Annotated in this window: 17 protein-coding genes; 5 read left to right on the top strand and 12 right to left on the bottom strand. The window is 42.4% G+C overall.

Annotated features, from left to right (window positions below; translation table 11 throughout):
- Positions 1-211 precede the first annotated feature (211 nt).
- A complete protein-coding gene (locus D9X91_RS10565) occupies positions 212-691 on the top strand; it encodes a site-2 protease family protein (protein WP_233569765.1) in 480 nt (159 codons plus the stop codon).
- A 272-nt stretch (positions 692-963) separates the two neighbouring features.
- On the opposite strand, the gene D9X91_RS22350 is transcribed toward D9X91_RS10565, so the two are convergent.
- The 5 genes from D9X91_RS22350 to recQ form a co-directional block, all read right to left on the bottom strand.
- Positions 964-1,209: a hypothetical protein gene (locus D9X91_RS22350; RefSeq protein ID WP_148709069.1), complete on the bottom strand. Its 246-nt coding sequence runs from the start codon at positions 1,207-1,209 to the stop codon at positions 964-966.
- 78 nt (positions 1,210-1,287) lie between these two features.
- The gene (locus D9X91_RS22345; RefSeq protein WP_148709068.1) at positions 1,288-1,521 is read right to left on the bottom strand and encodes a hypothetical protein; all 234 of its coding nucleotides are present in this window, start codon (positions 1,519-1,521) and stop codon (positions 1,288-1,290) included.
- A gap of 170 nt (positions 1,522-1,691) precedes the next feature.
- A complete protein-coding gene (locus tag D9X91_RS10555; RefSeq protein ID WP_148709067.1) occupies positions 1,692-1,940 on the bottom strand; it encodes a hypothetical protein in 249 nt (82 codons plus the stop codon).
- Positions 1,941-2,038: 98 nt separating this feature from the next.
- Positions 2,039-3,523 (bottom strand): helix-turn-helix domain-containing protein, encoded by a 1,485-nt coding sequence (locus D9X91_RS10550; RefSeq protein ID WP_158598287.1) that lies wholly within the window; start codon positions 3,521-3,523, stop codon positions 2,039-2,041.
- 154 nt (positions 3,524-3,677) lie between these two features.
- On the bottom strand, positions 3,678-5,771 hold the full coding sequence (recQ, locus tag D9X91_RS10545) for a DNA helicase RecQ (RefSeq protein WP_121680580.1): 2,094 nt from the start codon (positions 5,769-5,771) through the stop codon (positions 3,678-3,680).
- Between the two features lie 156 nt (positions 5,772-5,927).
- On the opposite strand from recQ, the gene D9X91_RS10540 reads away from it, so the two are divergent.
- Both D9X91_RS10540 and D9X91_RS10535 read left to right on the top strand, forming a co-directional pair.
- Entirely contained in the window at positions 5,928-6,359 is a 432-nt protein-coding gene (locus D9X91_RS10540; protein ID WP_121680579.1) for a DUF4395 domain-containing protein, read from the top strand.
- Between the two features lie 364 nt (positions 6,360-6,723).
- Positions 6,724-7,650, top strand: a complete 927-nt coding sequence (locus D9X91_RS10535) for a lysylphosphatidylglycerol synthase domain-containing protein (protein ID WP_158598286.1) — start codon at positions 6,724-6,726, stop codon at positions 7,648-7,650.
- Between the two features lie 48 nt (positions 7,651-7,698).
- On the opposite strand, the gene D9X91_RS10530 is transcribed toward D9X91_RS10535, so the two are convergent.
- Positions 7,699-8,220: a YhcN/YlaJ family sporulation lipoprotein gene (locus D9X91_RS10530; RefSeq protein ID WP_233569764.1), complete on the bottom strand. Its 522-nt coding sequence runs from the start codon at positions 8,218-8,220 to the stop codon at positions 7,699-7,701.
- 151 nt (positions 8,221-8,371) lie between these two features.
- On the opposite strand from D9X91_RS10530, the gene D9X91_RS10525 reads away from it, so the two are divergent.
- On the top strand, positions 8,372-9,556 hold the full coding sequence (locus tag D9X91_RS10525; protein ID WP_158598285.1) for an alanyl-tRNA editing protein: 1,185 nt from the start codon (positions 8,372-8,374) through the stop codon (positions 9,554-9,556).
- 504 nt (positions 9,557-10,060) lie between these two features.
- Here D9X91_RS10525 and D9X91_RS10520 read toward each other — a convergent pair.
- Both D9X91_RS10520 and D9X91_RS10515 read right to left on the bottom strand, forming a co-directional pair.
- Positions 10,061-11,239: a M20 family metallopeptidase gene (locus D9X91_RS10520; RefSeq protein ID WP_407644186.1), complete on the bottom strand. Its 1,179-nt coding sequence runs from the start codon at positions 11,237-11,239 to the stop codon at positions 10,061-10,063.
- A gap of 252 nt (positions 11,240-11,491) precedes the next feature.
- Entirely contained in the window at positions 11,492-12,592 is a 1,101-nt protein-coding gene (locus tag D9X91_RS10515; protein WP_121680575.1) for a citrate synthase/methylcitrate synthase, read from the bottom strand.
- Positions 12,593-12,709: 117 nt separating this feature from the next.
- On the opposite strand from D9X91_RS10515, the gene D9X91_RS10510 reads away from it, so the two are divergent.
- Entirely contained in the window at positions 12,710-13,588 is an 879-nt protein-coding gene (locus D9X91_RS10510) for a LysR family transcriptional regulator (protein WP_121680574.1), read from the top strand.
- Positions 13,589-13,654: 66 nt separating this feature from the next.
- On the opposite strand, the gene D9X91_RS10505 is transcribed toward D9X91_RS10510, so the two are convergent.
- The 4 genes from D9X91_RS10505 to D9X91_RS10490 all read right to left on the bottom strand — a co-directional run bounded on the left by D9X91_RS10505 (position 13,655) and on the right by D9X91_RS10490 (position 18,669).
- On the bottom strand, positions 13,655-14,284 hold the full coding sequence (locus D9X91_RS10505) for a sterol desaturase family protein (protein WP_121680573.1): 630 nt from the start codon (positions 14,282-14,284) through the stop codon (positions 13,655-13,657).
- 25 nt (positions 14,285-14,309) lie between these two features.
- On the bottom strand, positions 14,310-15,101 hold the full coding sequence (locus D9X91_RS10500; protein ID WP_121680572.1) for an MBL fold metallo-hydrolase: 792 nt from the start codon (positions 15,099-15,101) through the stop codon (positions 14,310-14,312).
- A gap of 379 nt (positions 15,102-15,480) precedes the next feature.
- Positions 15,481-17,040, bottom strand: coding sequence for a fatty acid--CoA ligase (locus tag D9X91_RS10495; protein WP_121680571.1), 1,560 nt, complete (start codon positions 17,038-17,040; stop codon positions 15,481-15,483).
- 12 nt (positions 17,041-17,052) lie between these two features.
- On the bottom strand, positions 17,053-18,669 hold the full coding sequence (locus D9X91_RS10490) for a long-chain fatty acid--CoA ligase (protein WP_121680682.1): 1,617 nt from the start codon (positions 18,667-18,669) through the stop codon (positions 17,053-17,055).
- Positions 18,670-18,685 lie beyond the last annotated feature (16 nt).

Raw genomic sequence — 18,685 nt, 5'->3', positions numbered from 1 at the left:
AATTTAGAATTTTTATATTTTTCTTATATATATAAATTATCATACAATGAAAAAATGGACTTTGTTTATATTTTTATTTAATTTTTATACTTATTTTTGATTTTCCATATGTTTCTAAAGTTGAATTTTTATTAGAAAGGTTATTTCATGTGGAATGTGGTAGAAGTGTTAGAACAATTCACTAACACTACATAAAATTGGAGGTAATCTCTTGTTCACGCTAAACGATATGTGGATGTTTTTTCTGGCGTTTTTCCTGACTCTTCCGATCGTCACTTTCATTCATGAAGCAGGCCATGTCCTATCAGCACGTGTTTTTGGAGCAAAAATCAAGTTTATTCTTGGCACAGGAAAAACGCTACTGCATGTTGGGCCAGTCGAAATCAGAAGACTTTATTTTATGGAGGGCTGGTGTCAATATCAGGATCTCACTTATGATAAAAAATGGGTCCATGTCTTGATATACATTTCAGGAAGCATGTTTAATCTGACGGCTATTTTATTTGTAAACTCTCTTATCTTTTCAGGTGTATTTCAACCGAGTATCTTTTTCTATCAATTTGTTTATTTTTCAGTCTACTACATTTTCTTTTCACTATTCCCTTTCCGAACAGGGGACGGAAAACCAAGTGATGGACAAGCTATTTTTGATGTCATCAAGTACGGAACCTCTAAAGACCCATTGGATTGAACAATGGCTGGGTAAGTGCTGTGCCAGTTGGCCTTTTCGGGTTTTGGTGTATTATTGGTGCCCGATATCATTTGCTGACAGCATTGACCGGCACCAGTTTGACATTCTAATGACCGTGGACTCGCGTTTTCCGTGCTGTCGGGCACCAAACCACCTTTCTGATTCCCGCCAGTTCGCGTTTTCCGGCTTGACGGGCATCAAACCGACCTTCTGACTCCCGCCTGCTCGCGTTTTCCGGCTTGACGGGCATCAAACCACCTTTCTGATTCCCGTCAGCTCGCGTTTTGCGGCTTGACGGGCATCAAACCGACCTTCTGATTCCCGCCTGCTCGCGTTTTGCGGCTTGACGGGCACCAAACCATCATTCTGATTCCCGTCAGCTCGCATTTCCCGCCTTGACGGGCGTCAAACCACCTTTCTGATTCCCGCCAGCTCGCGTTTCCCGGCTTGACGGGCATCAAACCGACCTTCTGATTCCCGCCTGCTCGTGTTTCCCGTGCTGACGGGCACCAAAGCACCTTTCTGATTCCCGTCAGCTCGTGTTTCCCGCCTTGACGGGCACCAAACCACCTTTCTGATTCCCTCGAGCTCGCGTTTCACGTCTTGACGGGCATCAAACCGACCTTCTGATTCCCGTCAGCTCGCGTTTCACGTCTTGACGGGCACCAAACCACCTTTCTGATTCCCGTCAGCTCGCGTTTCACGTCTTGACGGGCATCAAACCACCTTTCTGATTCCCGTCTGCTCGCGTTTTGCGGCTTGACGGGCACCAAACCGACCTTCTGATTCCCGTCTGCTCGCGTTTCCCGCCTTGACGGGCACCAAACCACCTTTCTGGTTCCCGTCAGCTCGCGTTTTCCGTGCTTAAGGGCACCAAACCACCTTTCTGATTCCCTCGAGCTCGCGTTTCACGTCTTGACGGGCATCAAACCGACCTTCTGATTCCCGTCAGCTCGCGTTTTCCGGCTTGACGGGCGTCAAACCACCTTTCTGATTCCCGTCAGCTCGCATTTCCCGCCTTGACGGGCACCAAACCGCCCCTCTGATTCCCGTCAGCTCGCGTTTTCCGTGCTGTCGGGCACCAAACCACCTTTCTGATTCCCGTCAGCTCGCGTTTCCCGGCTTGACGGGCACCAAACCACCTTTCTGATGCCCGCCAGCTCGCGTTTCCCGGCTTGACGGGCATCAAACCGACCTTCTGATTCCCGCCTGCTCGCGTTTTGCGGCTTGACGGGCACCAAACCATCATTCTGATTCCCGTCAGCTCGCATTTCCCGCCTTGACGGGCATCAATCTGTCAGATGAGTATCTCTCACCAGTGGTGCTCAGTGAATATCATCCCCATCCTCATCCATTTCTTTCCGCATGCTCCATGCGAAACATTTTTGGGGATGTCTCTTCCTGTTTATGGAAAACACGGGAAAAATACTGCTGGTTTTGAAATCCACACAAATAGGCAATTTCTTTTAATGGCAATTCTGTTTCCAGGAGTAATTTCTTTGCTTCATGAATGCGGATTTCATTTAATTTTTCACGGAACCCTTTACCAGTTTTTCTTGTAAACAAGTTGCTTAGATATGAGGGATTGCGCTGAATGATATCGGAGACGATCTGTAAATCGAGTTCTTTATTCCAATAATTCTTTTTCATGAAGGAAATGCTCTTCTCGATGAGATCATGATGCTTGCTGATTTGACTTTTTTCATTGATGGCAGCCAATACCTTTGAAATAAAATGAACAAGCCTCTCAACAATCCTGTGAATGAGAGGGGCATATAGTATGCAGTCAAAGACTTCCAGATAGTCCGATTCCAGTTCACCTTCGTTGACTCCATGGGATGTCATGTGCCGTCTGACCTGTGCCAATACACTTGTCAGTCTTGTACGAAGCAATCCTGGATCGGGGTAAGGATGGACAAACGTTAAAAATTCGTCGTAAAGCCATCCTCTCACCAGATTCATATTTTGTTGATTCAGCCAGTCGATCCAGTTACGCTGTTCAGTCGGTGTCAGGAATGGGTCGATGAATTTCCATACTAATGGCTGAAAGAATTCATGAACCAGCTCATATCCTTCAAAAAATGTTACTTCAGTCATTTTCCTAATTTCTATGTATCTATCATTTATGGAAGATTCATCCCCTGAGTGAATCACGATGGAGATGGCTCCCCTTCCTATCTCATTCCAAGAGGCTAAAAAACGTTTGAATTCGTCCAGCCAATTTTCATTCTTTTTGGTGAATATACAAAGGATGTGATCATCCATCGGCAAGAATGACGGCCTGATGGAAAAGCGGTATTCTTCCACAAAGGAGAATAAGCTTCGATAATCAGAGTGCTTTTCACTCTTAATGGCAATCATCGTAAATGGTTGTGTCTTTTTATTGGATGGAAGAAAAATATCTTTGTATTGAATAACACTCTGATTTGGATACAAGGAGGGATGAACATGTGATTTTGAAGCTGATTCGAAGTCTCGGATCAGACTCTTTACCTTGCTCACCATGGATTGAGGTGCATATGGTTTAATCAATAATTCTGAAGTCCCCAAATCAATCGCTTTCTTTGCCACTTCAAATGTATCTTCAACTGTAATCGTCATTACATGGGGCTTCATAATTTTTATTGATTTTTTCAACTGCTCGATTTCATCCTGAGCCATTAAATTCATATCGAAAATTAAAATGTTCGGTTTTTCATTTTCAAGGACATCTATCGTTTCTTTAATAGATGCGGCGACAAGGACTTTGATATTTGAAATTGATGAATCCAGAAGCCATTGGACACCTTTTGATTCAAATTCATCCCCAATTGCTGTTAAGATTTTATACAAGACCCTCACCCCCGCTGACTATTTCAAGGTCTACACACTCTCTCAGGTACTTCTTTTCAAAAAGAACCTATCTTCATTATTCCACCTGAAAGTCTGCATGTAAATATTTTGTTTACATAATATTATTATGATTAATTTTAAAAAATAAGAGAGGTTAAACCCTCTCTTTCGCAGTTGCCAAAAACAATTTTATCATAAAATAACTGATTTCCTCAGGCAGCTGCTCTTTCATGTCTTTCAGCTTTTCTGTGCCGACTATATCTATTGCCTTCTGAATCAATTCTTGGTCGTTTTCAGAAAGATACCCCTCAAGATCGATTGTTTTTCCTTCATCTATGGATTTTAAAATATGGTTTTCGATTGTTGGAAGGGCCAGGCCTCTTTTTTGGGCTATTTCATCGATGGACAATCCGTCCATAAGCATTTCATAGGTTTCATGATGCGATTTGCCTTCAGTGTTGGAAGAATTGGCAGCTTTCTCTTTGGCAGCATAGTCGCTGATCACTGTTACAAATTCATCGCCGTACTTTTGTTGTTTATGCTCACCAATACCTTTTACTTCAAGGAACTCCTCAAGATTCATTGGAAGCTTGCTGCACATTTCTCGAAGGGTTTCATCTGAAAAGATCACGAATGGCGGCACGCCTTCACGTTCTGCCAATTGCTTTCTTAATGAACGCAATTCTTCAAATAATCCATTGTCTTCGACGATCTTGTGGATTTTCAAACTTTCTTTCCTGTATACATGAACCTTATTCAAAAGCACTTCTTTTCCTTTATTTGTGACATATAGGACTGGATATGCACCGGAGGTCACTCCAATAAATCCTTCCGAAGTAAGAAAGTCGATCAACTCCCCTACTTCCTTTGAGCTTTTATTTTTTAAAAGGCCGTATGTCGTCAATTGATGGAAATGAAGTTCTCGGATTTTTTTGCTCTTGGAACCGGTGAGCACTTGGGCTATCAATGTCTTTCCGAATCTTTCCCCCATTCTGATCATGCAGGAAAGGATCATTTGGGCAGTTTTCGTGATTTCAACTTTTTCCCGATCATCTTGACAATTCCCGCATTTACCACATGGAAGGGGGTCCTGCTCACCGAAGTATTCCAAAATGTATGCTTGAAGACACCCGTCGATATGGCAGAAATCAATCATCTGCTGGAGTTTATTCAACTCTTGATGGGCACGATCTTCATCATTGGAGGATTGTTCGATCAAGAAGCGTTGAATGTGAATATCCTGTGCACTGAATAGCAGTATGCATTCGCTTTCGAGGTTGTCCCTTCCTGCCCTTCCTGCTTCCTGATAGTAGCTCTCCATATTTTTGGGAATTTGATAATGAATGACATAACGGATATTCGATTTGTCGATTCCCATTCCAAAAGCATTGGTGGCGATCATCAAAGCGACATCATCCTGGAGGAATCTCTCTTGCTCCTGGGTCCGTTCTTTTTCGGACATTCCACCATGGTATTTGGCAACTTTTATGCCGATATTACTTAAGCGCTCATGTAATTTATTGACTTCTTTCCTGGTCGATGCATAAACGATGCCAGCTTCGTCTTTATTTTTTAATACATATTGATGCAAATATTTTTCTCGATCTGCTTCCTTGCTGACGTAAAAAGATAGATTCTCCCTGGAAAAGCCTGTCGAAACAGTTGAATCGGATGAAATGCTCAACCGGCTGCATATATCCTCTTTCACCTGCGGAGTTGCGGTAGCGGTCAAAGCTACAATGTTGGGCTCGGAAGACAATTGTTGGATCATTTTATCTATGTAAAGATAGCTTGGTCTGAAATCGTGCCCCCACTGTGAAATACAATGCGCTTCATCGACGGCAACCAATGGAATTTTGATCCGGTTCAACTGATGAATGAACTGGGAAGCCTCCAACCTTTCCGGGGCAATATAAAGAAGTTTATAACGCTGCTCCATCGCTGCTTTCATTCTTGTCGCAATGGCTTCATTCGAAAGTGAGCTATTGATATAAGTAGCTGCAATACCAAGCTGGCTCAAGGCATCCACCTGGTCTTTCATCAAGGAGATTAGAGGGGAAATGACAAGGGTCGTTCCTTCCAGCAGAAGAGCCGGTATTTGATAGCAGAGAGATTTCCCTCCGCCTGTTGGCATGATGCAGGCCGTATTCTTTCCTGTCATTACACTTAATATTGTTTGTTCTTGTCCTTTTCGGAAAGACTCATATCCGTAATAAGTCTGCAACTTTTGTTTTGCTTTTTCAAGCATGATTTCGCTCCTAACTGATATCTGATCTACCATTTATCATAACATAATTCCTTGCCTGCTTTAGGGGAATTTTACTATGAGCAAAACGGTTCACAAAAAACAAAATAGAGGATACAATAATATATAATAATTCCAATAAGAAAGGTCGGAATAAAAATGGAAATGAATGCTCGATCTATCCCACGACCTCTTGTCCGTACAAATCAATGGTCGATTGTACTTTCTGTCGTGCTCACTTGGACCACGGGATATACTTGGTTTTTGGCCATTCCATTCATTGCAGGAGTGTTAGGATTGCTGTTCAACTTAAACCCTATCATGCGCATCGCCAAATTATTTTTAAGGAAATCTCCAAAAGATTATATTCCCGAGGACTGGGAACAGCAGCAATTCAATCAAAAAATCGCTGTCATTTGCCTTGGTGCCGCGTTGATTTCCTATATATTCGGATGGACTATCCCCGCTTACTTTTTCACCGCAATGGTTGCGCTGTCCGCTTTTATTGCTATACTCGGGTTTTGCATTGGCTGCTTTATCAGATATCAGTGGAAAAAATATCAGCATGAGAAAAAAGTGCTGCGATCTTAATAAATATAATCGATTCCCCGCCTCGGCATGATGGCGGGGAATTGTTTTTTTGGGGTAAATTCGTAAAGTTTGTTGCTAATCATTAATGGTTGGACAAGGTTGATTTCCACGGCAAGGTGCTTGCTTCCCGGGGAGGCGGTTAGCCCTCCGAACCGCTCCAATCAACATGCTATGAAGAATTCTTATCAGAAAAACCGTTAAAAACAACCATGCTGGAGAAAATAGCCTTTTTATAAGTCATTCACTTTTCTCATGTTTATTTAATATTCATATCTTTAAAAATTCACATGTTTATCCAGCTGTTATTATGATAGTATAGAATCTGCGTGTTAATTATTGGTCATAATGATAGATGGTGAAGATAATGAAAATAATTAAAAATAAATATGTCTCACTTAGTTTAAAGTTATTGTTCGCTTTTGGAATGATTCTTTTGCTGTATTTTGAATCCAGAAAGATGCTCCGTAATTTTGATTTTCATTTGGTTGAGCGTCACATCCATGAACTTACGCTGCAGCAGATCGTTGTTTTGTTGGTGGTTGGGATGGTGGCAGTCCTGCCGATGTGCCTGTATGATTTTGCTTTGGTCAGGTTCTTTCATATTCGGATTCCGCTATTGCGGACTTTACGATATGCATATGCAGCAAATTCTTATTCAAACTTTTTAGGGTTTGGAGGAGTGGGCGGCGCAGCGCTGAGGGTTTATTTTTATCAAAAAAATAAATTTGATAAGTTCCATTTGGTAAAGGCCATTGCGAGCCTATCCCTTTTTTATTTGACAGGCCTATCGATCATCTGCTGGACGATTGTGTTTCATATATTCTTTACACCTGTGCTTACTGAATTAAAATGGGTTAAGTTTGTTGTTTGGGGATTCGCCTTATATACACCGATATTGCTGGTTGTCTATTATGTTCGAAAATCACAAAACAATATCATTTTCAGAAGAAAATATGTTTTATCTTTTATTTGTACTTCATTTTTAGAATGGACTTCAGTATTGGGGACACTTTGGGCCATCATGTTCGTCCTCCATGTGCCGCTGCCCTTTCATGTGTTGATGCCCATTGCACTTGTCTCCATCTGCGCAGGGATCATTTCCATGATTCCCGGAGGGGTAGGATCATTTGATCTGATATTCTTGATGGGATCAGAATTAGCGGGTGTCAAAGCGGAAGAAGTCTTATTAGGGCTTGCCCTTTATCGATTGATCTACTATGTATTTCCGTTTGTCATTGGATCCATGCTTTTTATTGTTGAATGGATAAAAGACAGAATGCGATCCAAATAAGAATTTGACATGAAAAAGGCCGCCACGTTTTGTGGCGGCCTTTTTCATTTATCGCTGGTTCGGGAAAATTCTTCTTAATGTTTCGGAAATTTCTTGGCCAAGCCCTTTAACAGGTTTTCCTGCCTGTATTTTGTCAGCATATCCTTTTAGCCTATCTGCGAAATCAGGGTTTGTGGATACATATACATTATTAATGCTTGGATCCGCCTTTTTAACCATATCGGAAATTTTATGTTCCATATCCTTCGTTTTGTTTCCTTCTTTCTTTCCATTCAATTTAGCAGCGACATATGCTGTGTGATCTGTGACCAATACATTCGCATTGCTCACATTATTCAAGCTATTGACTTTGTCAGCGACTTTATTTGCTACCCTGTAGTTGCCATTTGTATTGTTATACATGTTGTTATTTGGATTGTTGTCCATAGTCGTATCGTTTACAGTACCAGGGTTGTATTTTACATTTTGAAATTTTTGATTCCTACTCAAGTTATCATTGTTTTTAGTGGCACAGCCGACAAGAGGAACGACAAGAAGACTTGATGCAAGAACAATTTTCATTAATTTCATTTTCATTACCTCCATTCATATTTTCAACCATAGTCTTTACCGTGGTTTTTAAAATATGTATGAACGGAAAAAAATAATTTCTCAAAAGTAAGAGCCATATGTGAATCATGATATACTCCAATTAATGATGATTTTTGAGAGGATGACCGAAATGAATGAAAGACTATATTATTCTGCACCTGAGCTATTTTCATGGAACACAATTATATTGGAAAAAATAACAAATGAAAATGGATTTTTTATCATCCTGGAGGAAACTGCTTTTTACCCAGAAGGCGGAGGGCAGCCTGCAGACACCGGCTTTATAGCGGAAGCAGCAGTTATCGATGTGATTGAAATGAATGATGAAATTCTACATAAGGTCGATCGTCTTCCCGAAACCGGCATTGTCGAGTGTCGAGTCGATGCCGACAGAAGATCGGACCATACTCAGCACCATACCGGCCAGCATTTGCTTTCATCTGTTTGCATCGAACTCTATAATGCTGAAACGGTCAGCTTTCATCTTGGTCAAGAGTATGTCGCCATCGACCTGAATACGCCTTCTTTATCTGAAGGACAGATTGAAGCTATCGAGAACAGGACGAATCATTATATTCAATCTAATATTCCAATCAAAACCTATTATCTGGAAGAAAATCAATTGAATACGATTCCATTGCGAAAAATACCGAAAGTAACAGAGAATATACGCATCGTTGAAATCCAAGGTTTGGATTATTCGGCATGCTGTGGTACACATGCAGCTTCTACAGGAGAATTGGGGATGCTGAAAATTTTAAAGACTGAAAAAAACAAGCAATTCACGAGGGTCTATTTTGTTTGCGGGAGACGTGCCCTGACTAATTATCAACAAGCACATAAAACACTGCGGGACATTTCCCTTCATTTTTCAACTGGTCAAGATGAAGTGTTGGAAAGGATACAAAAACTTGAGAAGGAAAACAAGTCCCTTCAAAAGCGCGCCAAGGAAATTTCAGAAGAGAATGCCATATTTACAGCACGCAAACTGATTCAGGAAACCACTTCTTCTTTTATTCAAGAATGTTTTTCAGAGAAATCTTTAAGTGAGATACAGGTCATCGCTAAAGAGCTGGTAAAGGATGGGTCGCGCATCGTATTGGCAGGAAGCCTTCAAGAGAAAAAAGTATTGTTGATGCACAGTGGGAATATGGATATTCATTGCGGACAACTTTTCAAAGAAACTCTACCTTTATATGAAGGGAAAGGTGGTGGAGGCTCAAATCAAGCTCAAGCCTCCTTTAACAGCACTGAAGAGCTTACTTCTTTTATGGATCATATTTCAGTGACTTTGGCGGATCATACCATTCATTAAATTTGGGCAATTGAAATGCAAAATAGGCAAAAAGGCTGGGACAAATGTACTTTAGTTGAATAAAAACCCGAACTATAATCCGAATTCTTCCTATAGAATTCAGATTCGTTCGGGTTTTTCATGTTAAAGCGTATTTGTTGTTATTAGCATATTCTAGGTGTTGAATGGAGTGCAATACGAAGACTCCGGCGGGATTAGCGGGATAGTTAGAAAAGCGGCGGGGCTTTGCCTAGGGGCTTATGACCTCGAGCCCCTAAGCCCCAGATCTAGACAGGTGAGACCCCGCAGCATAGCGAGGAGAAGTAAGGCGGATGTTCGATTAAGTTCGGCACGTCGTGTACCAACATCGAACGACCTCACTTCGTGTGAGGCCCCGCGGAAAGCGAAGTCCTGCACGGAAATCAACAGCGGTGTAATGACGTATGATTAATTCCGATATGATTCGCCTTTAGAGTAAGTGATTTAGATTTGTCCCATCCTCTCTGACGAAAAACTGAATCTGCCTCAGCCATTGACTCTGCCTGAAGAATTCTCATAAAATTCAGCTTTGATCCTCTCAAGCAGGTCCCTGTCAGTTAATACATCATACCCTGTAAGTGCCAACGCTTTGATTCCTTGAATCAGGGCTCTTTTTCCTTGTTCCGATACGGTCAACTGTGCCATCTCCCGTGTATGCCCAATCAGGCCGGGACAATCCAATCCAATGTAAGGATGAATTGCTGGGACAACATGGCTGACATTCCCCATATCAAGGGATCCAAGGCCCTTGCTTGCCTGCTTCACCTCATCTACTCCTGCAAATTTAAGGTTAGCTGTAAATGCTGAAGACAGTGCATGATTTGTCACCATATCATCATAGCTTAATTCGTAATTATTCATTTTCAATTCTGCACCGGTCATTCGGGATGCTCCTTCTGCAATTCCTTTTACCTTTTCCACTATTTCATTTAAATAGCCGCGATCCTTTGCACGGAAATAAAATTGTGCACGTGCATAATCTGGAATTACGTTTGCCGCAACTCCACCATCCGCTATGATTCCATGCATCCGGACGTCCTGCCTCACTTGCTGCCTGAGAGCATTAATCCCATTAAACAGCATTAGCACCGCATCCAGGGCATTGATCCCTTTTTCCGGGGATGCAGCTGCGTGAGAAGTCTTACCATGATATTCAAATTCAATGGCATCCATGGCAAGGGATTCACCGCTCTCATAAGATTGCCCTGACGGATGAACCATCATTGCCGCATCAATACCTTCAAAAACCCCCTGCTCAGCCATGGCAACTTTTGCACCATTTGTTTCCTCTGCAGGAGTTCCAAGTACCATGATTTCTCCGCCTGTTTCCGAAACGAACTTGCTTAAGATGACACCTGCTGCCATGCTCATCGTGCCGATCATATTGTGCCCACACCCGTGGCCAATCTCCGGCAATGCATCGTATTCGCATAAATAGGCAATTACAGGACCAGGTTTATCACTTTTGAATACAGCTTTAAATGCAGTTTCTCGGTTTACAATACCCTTTTCAACGTAGAAACCGTGATCTTTTAAAAATGTAATCAACTTTTGTGAAGATTTATATTCCTTATCACCAAGTTCTGGATTTTGATATATGTATTCACTGATTTCATAAAACTCTTCTTTCATTTTATCGGTTAATTCCATCAAAGCATCTTTCAAAACTGACACCCCTCCCTTTTCTATAAAATTATTATACTATCATTAATCCTTGGAATACATTCATTCATCAAAAAAACCTTGCACTTCATTAGAGTTGCAAGGCTGCTAAATACGCCGCTATTGACTATCAGCAATATATTCCAGGTCCCTTTTTGTAAAGTTTGTTGTATAAGAGTTAAGTAATATTGATTTCCGCCGCAGGATCCCGCTTTCCGAGTGGCCCGCTTCAATTAACAACCTTTGGAAAACAGACTATTTATATGATTCTTCACCTGGCATTTTTCCGATGTATTCGGAGGTTGGACGGAATATGGAATTATTTTGTCCTTGTTCGATAATATGCGCCGTCCATCCTACAACCCTGCTTGCAGTGAAAGTAGGGGTGAATAGGTCCTCTTCCATTTGTATGGCCCTCATGACAGCGGCTGCATAAAATTCTACATTTGGATACAATCGTCTGCCAGGCTTATATTCTTCGAGCAGTTCAGTTGCCAAGGACTCTACATGAAGCGCAAGATCAAGCCAACGGTCCTGTCCGGATACTTCCAAAGTCTTTTGCCTAAGCGCAACAGCTCGTGGATCGATTGTTTTGTATACACGGTGACCGAATCCCATCAGCCTTTCCCCACTGCTGATTTTATTTCGGAGCCATCCCTCTGCCTTCTCGATTTCACCTATTTCATCAAGCATTTTGAGAACACCGGATGGAGCGCCGCCATGAAGCGGACCTTTCATCGTGCCAATGGCGGAAGTAATGGCCGAAACCATATCAGACTGTGTTGATATCGTCACTCTTGCTGAAAATGTGGAAGCATTCATGCCATGTTCCAATGTCAGAATCATGTATGCTTCCAAAGCTTTTATGTGGATTTCACTTGGCATTTCACCTGTCAGCATATATAAATAATTGGCAACATGATTCAGCTGATTGTTGGGAGCAATAGGGTTCAAACCTTTCATTCTTCTTTTGCGATAAGCGATGATCGACGGGATGATCGCAGTTAATTGGATTGCCTGATCGATGCTCGGCTGCCATTGGAAGAATTCATTTTCCATTGAAGATATTAACGTCCTAAGAACCCCCATCATGTCCAAATCTAGCGGAAGTTCATCAATCACCTTTTTGACATAAACCGGCATTTCACGGTTTGCCTTCAGCTTATCACTTAATTCTTGATATTGGATCTCGTCCGGTAAATTACCAAACCATAAAAGGTATGCCGCCTCTTCGAACGTGTAGTTCAACGCAACATTCTTTGCATTCAGCCCGCGATACACCAACTGCCCTTTTTCCCCATCAATGAAACTGATGGATGTTTGTGCAGCTATGACACCCTTTAATCCTTGAATCATTTTCTCTTCCCCTCTCCTCGTTATAATTTCAGTATATATGGTATAATCATTTTAAAAAATTAAATATTTTTAATTATTTTAATAAAAGTATTTAATCGATATGAGGAGCTGATTGAAATGGAAATGAAATGGCTGCATACTTTTATTTCGGCGGCAAAGCATGAGAACTTTCGAAAAGCTTCAGAAGAACTTTTTATCTCGCAGCCCTCGGTTTCCATTCACATCAAACTTATTGAAGAGGAGTTGTCCTGCAAGCTTTTCAACAAAAAAGGACGGAACATCCTATTGACTGAAGAAGGCAAGCGCTTCCTCCCCCATGCGGTGTCGATGATCGACCAATATGATAAAAGCCTATTGGAAATACATCGAATGAAGCAGGGGTATTCGCAATCCCTCAATCTTGGAATTTCCCCATTGATTGCAGATACAATCATGCCATTTGTCTTGAAGCAATTCATGAATGCCTTTCCAGCGGTGGAAATATCGGTTCAGATTATCGAATCTCTAGCCATCGAAAGCGCTGTCCACAAAGGGGAAGTGGATATTGGGCTCAGTTGCCTCCAGATTCAAAACGCTGATTTAATATGCCGCTTATTGTATGAAGACCCAGTCATTTTCGTAGCTCCGCATGATGGAAGGGACAGCGAAACAGCACCTCCATTAGATGTACTTGAATTATTGGCTGATTATCATTTGATTACACATAACCACCCTGATTATTGGGATAAGCTGCTTCGCACCATCAGAACGAAGGCAGCTGGATTGAAAACGATGACCGTCTCACAGGTTCATGTAACCAAAAGGTTCATAGTCGAAGGACTTGGCGTTTCCTTCCTCCCGTCTTCCACCGTAAGAAGGGAACTTATGGAGGGCAGGCTGCTGGAAGTCCCCTGTACAGGATTTCAAATGCCAACTGCCAAAACATTTGCAGTATTAAAATACGAACACTCACTGGAAAAAAAGTTTTTAGAGTTCCTGTCGCAATATAGAATTTGACCAACACTATACATGTGTAGAATACGAAAAAAAACTGGCAGGAGCAATTCTGCCAGGCATACCAGATTATTTTGCTTCCATTTGAGATTTACTTTTTTCTAAATCTTTGACTGTCGTACTTAGTTCCACATCCTTTTCATCTTTCAATGTTCCAAATAAGACATCAATAAATGGGCTCGAAACCCCAAACCAGAAATTCTCATTTTTATAATGATGGAGAATGTGACCCTTTTTCAGCCACTTCCCCAATTTGGTCTTTGGTTTAATCGGACGGTGTGCAACATAATGCGTCCATTCATAAGTGATCAACATGGTCAGCAATCCCGTAGAAAAAGCAAATGTTTCGAAAGCAATTGGATGGATCAAATAATAAATGGCAGTCAGGACAACCATGCTTGGGAGGCTGTACCAGATTGGAAGAAATAACAAATGCAGCTCGTTCGGATATACATGGTGGTCATAGTGGAGTCTGCGCAACAGCTTCAACAGGAATGGATTCTTTGGTGCTTTCAAATGAAAGACAAAACGGTGCGTCAAATACTCACTGAACATAAACACAATCCATCCAAGCAAGTAAGATACCGCCTTTCCCCAATTCCACCCTGTTTCAGTTACCACACTTAACAGTCCAATCGTAATTAAAAACAAGATTACAAGGTCACGATGTAAAAAGAAATCCTTGTAAAGATTTTTCACCTCGTTATCCCCCTAGACCTTCAATTCACTTTGCGTTTAAAAAAGAATTAACCAAATGGTGGGGTGAGTTCTCGAATAATGACAAATAATTCAGTGCATGTTTCTTAGGGAACAATTCATTTGAAATCGCTTTAGGGGGAAATCCCTTTTTGTTCAGCTCGAGAATCTTTCCTTCCATCTCCTCTAAATAATTCAGTTTTTTCTTGATATCCTGCTTTCCATTCCGAAGGATGCCGGCGTGGGAACAAATATATGCATCGAAATCATAGGATAAGACTTTCCTTAATGAGTCCATGACCATAGGCGCGCTCTCGAAAGCAAACATGCTTTTGGGCTTGCCTAATACATATAGGTCACCGCCAAACATCCAGCCTTTTTCTTGGTTGAACAATGTGACATGATCACAAGCATGACCGGGAGTATGGACAGCCCTCCATTCATAATGATCGCTGTGAAATCGATTTGGAAGTTCAATTGGTTCAAATGGAGCCCTGCTCCCCCAAAATACCCGGCGGTAAAGCGGAAGTTTAGCTTTTTTCTGGCACAATTCGATTCCTGAGGAATGGATGAAAAGAGGGACATCTTTATTCTCCTGTATCCAATGTGCCAGTCCCGTATGGTCTTCATGATGATGCGTCAGCACCACTTTATTGAAGTTCCAGTTTTTCAATAATTCCTTCAATTCCTTATGCCGTGAATATGGGCCGGTGTCCACCAGCATCCCATCGATCATATACATATAAACAGTCAATGCCTGCCTGCCAAAAGCTACTTTTATTTCTGCCATCTGAAGATCTTCAAACTGATGTGTTTTCATTCATTCTACTTCCCTTAAAAATGATTTATTCTATTATTTTAACAATATTCAAAATTTTCTATGAATTAAGGCGCTTTTCGTAAAGTTTGTTGCTATTCATCAATGTATGCAAGGTTGATTACCGATTCAGGATGCTCCCTTCCGAGGGGCCACACACGAAGTGAGGTCGTTCGATGTTGGCACACGGATTGCCGAACTTAATCGAACATCTGCCCAACCTCTCCTCGGCTTCGCCCCAGGGTTCTCGCACCTGCTGCTCCAATCAACATCAGATGACAAAAATTTTTGAAAATCAACGACAAAAAAACAATCTTTTAGAAAACATCCTAAATTAAAAAATCACCCCGCTCTTCATTCGTAGAGCAGGGATGTAGGGCGTCTATTGATGAATCTCGTTCAGCTGCTCCCTCAGCAGGAATTTTTGGATTTTACCGCTTGCATTTCGAGGAAGGGCTTTCACAAATCGATAGTTCCTTGGCCGCTTGTAATCAGCCAGCTTCGAACTGTTCTTACAGAAAACGTCCAATTCTTCTGCAGTCAAGCTTACCGATTCTTTCAGAACGATAAAGGCAGCCACCTGTTCTCCCCACTTTTCATGAGGTTCGCCAAGAACCGCGACATCCAGGATCCCTTCATGTTCATGAAGAAAATCTTCTACTTCCCGAGGGTACACATTCTCCCCACCGCTTATGATCATGTCGTCCACTCGATCTGCAATGTATAAGTAGCCTTCATGGTCCATGAACCCTAAATCGCTGGAATGATACCATCCTTTGTAAAGAGCCTTTTCTGTCGCTTCCTCACGATTGAAGTATCCAGCCATCATCGAAGGGCCCCTCATGATGATTTCTCCAACTTCCCCCGGTGGCAAAATGTCATCTGGTTCAGAGGGACCTTTTTCATTCGTCCGGACTACTCTTATCTCATGGTTGAAACAAGCTTTTCCTGCAGATCCTGCTTTCGTGATTTGCTCATCTTCAAGCAAGAAGGTGACGGCTGGTCCCATCTCCGTCTGGCCATATGCTTGGATCAAATCGATTCCAAGCTTTTCCTTGACAGCCATGACAAGGACAGGAGCCATTGGCGCCGCTCCATAGAGACCTACCCTTAATGTAGGAATCGTTTCCTTTTTGAAATCTTGCTGTAGGAGCATGTTCCACATCGTCGGCGCCCCAAACATCGTTGTGATTCCCTCTTTATTTATAACATCCACTACATTGGCCGGGTCAAAATGATGGATGATCACATTTTTCGCCCCGACATGCACCCTCGGCAAGAAACAGCAGTGCAGCTCGGCACAATGAAACATAGGTGCTGCCACTAATCCTATGTCGTTCGGACCTAGCTTCTTAACAGCCAAGCAAACGAGGCTTTGCTCTACCATATCACGATGGCGATGGAGCACTCCTTTTGGTCTACCCGTCGTACCGCTCGTATACATGATGGCGTAAAGATCTTTTTCATCTACGTCCTGCTTCGGCAATACATCTGAAGCGCTTACAATCAAGTCCCAAAAACCTTTTGCAAAGGTAGGAGGATTTATGTCGGTACACCAAAAGGAAGAATGGGGAAAACGCTCATGGATGCATTCGATTTGATCCGAGAGCATGGGTTCAAAAAGAACTACTTTTGGCGCTGCGTCGTTTAAGATGTACGCGACCTCTTCGGATTTCAAACGGAAATTGATCGGATTCAGCACTGCCCCAATTTTGGCGCAGGCAAAAAAGACGATCGCGAGTTCACTTCCATTATATAAGAAGGTAGACACACGATCTCCCTTTCTTACTCCTTCCTGAAGCAATGCATTGGCAGCACGATTAACATCATCGTTCCATTCCTCGAATGTCCACCGTTTTTGCCGGGTCATATCGACCAATGCCTCTTTTTTAGGGGATCTTTTGACGGATTGTTCAAATACATCGCCTATCGTAGGATACATCATCCAGCCTCCTCAGTTATTTGAATACTGCTCTTTTAATTGATCTCTTAGCGCTCTTTTTAAAAATTTCCCGACAGAAGTCTTCGGAATTTCTTCCATGAATAGAACATCATCCGGAAGCCACCACTTGGCAAATTGGCGGGACAGATATTCGAGGAGCTCATCCTTTGAAACCTTGCCATGATAATCGTCTTTCAAAACGACGCATGCAACCGGCCTCTCCTGCCACTTTTCATGCGGGACAGCTACAACTGCTGCCTCGAAAACAGCTTCATGCGACATAAGAGCATTTTCCAAATCCACTGAAGAAATCCATTCTCCACCACTTTTGATCAAATCTTTGGTCCGATCCATGATTTTGATGCATCCTTCCATGTCCATCACTGCTATATCGCCTGTGTACAGCCACCCATCCTTAAAAGCATCAGCACTTCTATCATCTTTGTAATACTCATCTGCAACCCAAGGGCCGCGTATGAGTAATTCCCCCATCGTCTTGCCATCCCATGGTACCTCACCATTTTCATTCACGATTTTGATATCCAGTCCTGGCACGACCAGACCCTGCTTGGCCCGCACTTCGATAATTTCTTCCTTCGAGGCGTCCACCATCCCGCTTTTCAGTGTGGACAATGTAGCGACAGGGCTTGTTTCCGTCATCCCATATCCATGAATGAAAGGAACATGGTATTTGTTTTCAAATGCCCTGATCACGCTTTTAGGGGCAGCAGCGCCTCCGCAAATCAATGCCCTTAAGCTGCTGATGTCATAATCCCCCTTTTCAAGCTCCTTCAACAGTCCGAGCCAAATGGTTGGAACCCCAGCGGTGAAAGTGACCTTTTCCTGTGTGATCAATTCAGCGATGATAGCCGGTGTCATGCCAGGACCGGGAAAAACTTGGTTAGCCCCAAACCAGACGGCAGCAAACGGCATGCCCCAAGCATTGGCATGAAACATCGGCACTACCGGCATGCAAGTATCCCTTTCCGAGATCCCAAGCGTATCCACCAGCCCGATCGACATACTGTGAAGGTATATGCCACGGTGTGAATATACGACACCTTTCGGATTTCCTGTCGTCGCTGATGTATAGCACATTCCGGCGGGAGCATTTTCATCGAGGTGTTCATCAAATGGATGGTTTTCGTCGCTTTTTTGCAATAAATCTTCGTAGGAATAAACTGGTGATAATGAAGTTTCGGGGAGTTCTTGCTTATCGGTCATGATGATATATTTTTCCACTGTGGCAAGTTTATCTTGAATATTTTCAATCAATGGAATCAGATCTTCATCTATTAATAAAATTTTGTCTTCTGCATGATTGATCACATAGGTAAGATGTTCAGGCGACAATCTGATGTTGATCATGTGGAGAACAGCCCCGCTGCAAGGGACAGCAAAATAGGCCTCCAAATGACGGTGGTGGTTCCAAGCGAATGTCCCGATTTTCATTCCTTTTTCCATCCCAAGGGATGTCAGTGCAGAAGCCAGCCTCTTCGTTCTTTTTACATATTGTCCGTATGTAAAGCGGTGAATGCCGGATAATGTACGGGAAATGATTTGTTTTTGAGGAAAGTATTTTTCTGCCCGCTGAATAAATGAAGTCAATGTAAGCTGAGTGTTCATCATAAGCATCGGATCCCCC

The organism is Falsibacillus albus, from assembly GCF_003668575.1.
GTDB lineage: Bacteria > Bacillota > Bacilli > Bacillales > DSM-25281 > Falsibacillus > Falsibacillus albus.
This window is presented reverse-complemented; position numbering and strand designations above follow the sequence as displayed.

What these genes read in the sequence shown, in the direction of transcription:
- D9X91_RS10555 (WP_148709067.1), bottom strand. Translation starts at nt 1,940, where the DNA reads ATGATGGTTTGGTGCCCGTCAAGCCGCAAAACGCGAGCAGGCGGGAAT.
- recQ (WP_121680580.1), bottom strand. Translation starts at nt 5,771, where the DNA reads ATGCTTGAAAAAGCAAAACAAAAGTTGCAGACTTATTACGGATATGAG.
- D9X91_RS10540 (WP_121680579.1), top strand. Translation starts at nt 5,928, where the DNA reads ATGGAAATGAATGCTCGATCTATCCCACGACCTCTTGTCCGTACAAAT.
- D9X91_RS10535 (WP_158598286.1), top strand. Translation starts at nt 6,724, where the DNA reads ATGAAAATAATTAAAAATAAATATGTCTCACTTAGTTTAAAGTTATTG.
- D9X91_RS10530 (WP_233569764.1), bottom strand. Translation starts at nt 8,220, where the DNA reads ATGAAATTAATGAAAATTGTTCTTGCATCAAGTCTTCTTGTCGTTCCT.
- D9X91_RS10525 (WP_158598285.1), top strand. Translation starts at nt 8,372, where the DNA reads ATGAATGAAAGACTATATTATTCTGCACCTGAGCTATTTTCATGGAAC.
- D9X91_RS10515 (WP_121680575.1), bottom strand. Translation starts at nt 12,592, where the DNA reads ATGATTCAAGGATTAAAGGGTGTCATAGCTGCACAAACATCCATCAGT.
- D9X91_RS10510 (WP_121680574.1), top strand. Translation starts at nt 12,710, where the DNA reads ATGGAAATGAAATGGCTGCATACTTTTATTTCGGCGGCAAAGCATGAG.
- D9X91_RS10500 (WP_121680572.1), bottom strand. Translation starts at nt 15,101, where the DNA reads ATGAAAACACATCAGTTTGAAGATCTTCAGATGGCAGAAATAAAAGTA.
- D9X91_RS10495 (WP_121680571.1), bottom strand. Translation starts at nt 17,040, where the DNA reads ATGTATCCTACGATAGGCGATGTATTTGAACAATCCGTCAAAAGATCC.
- D9X91_RS10490 (WP_121680682.1), bottom strand. Translation starts at nt 18,669, where the DNA reads ATGATGAACACTCAGCTTACATTGACTTCATTTATTCAGCGGGCAGAA.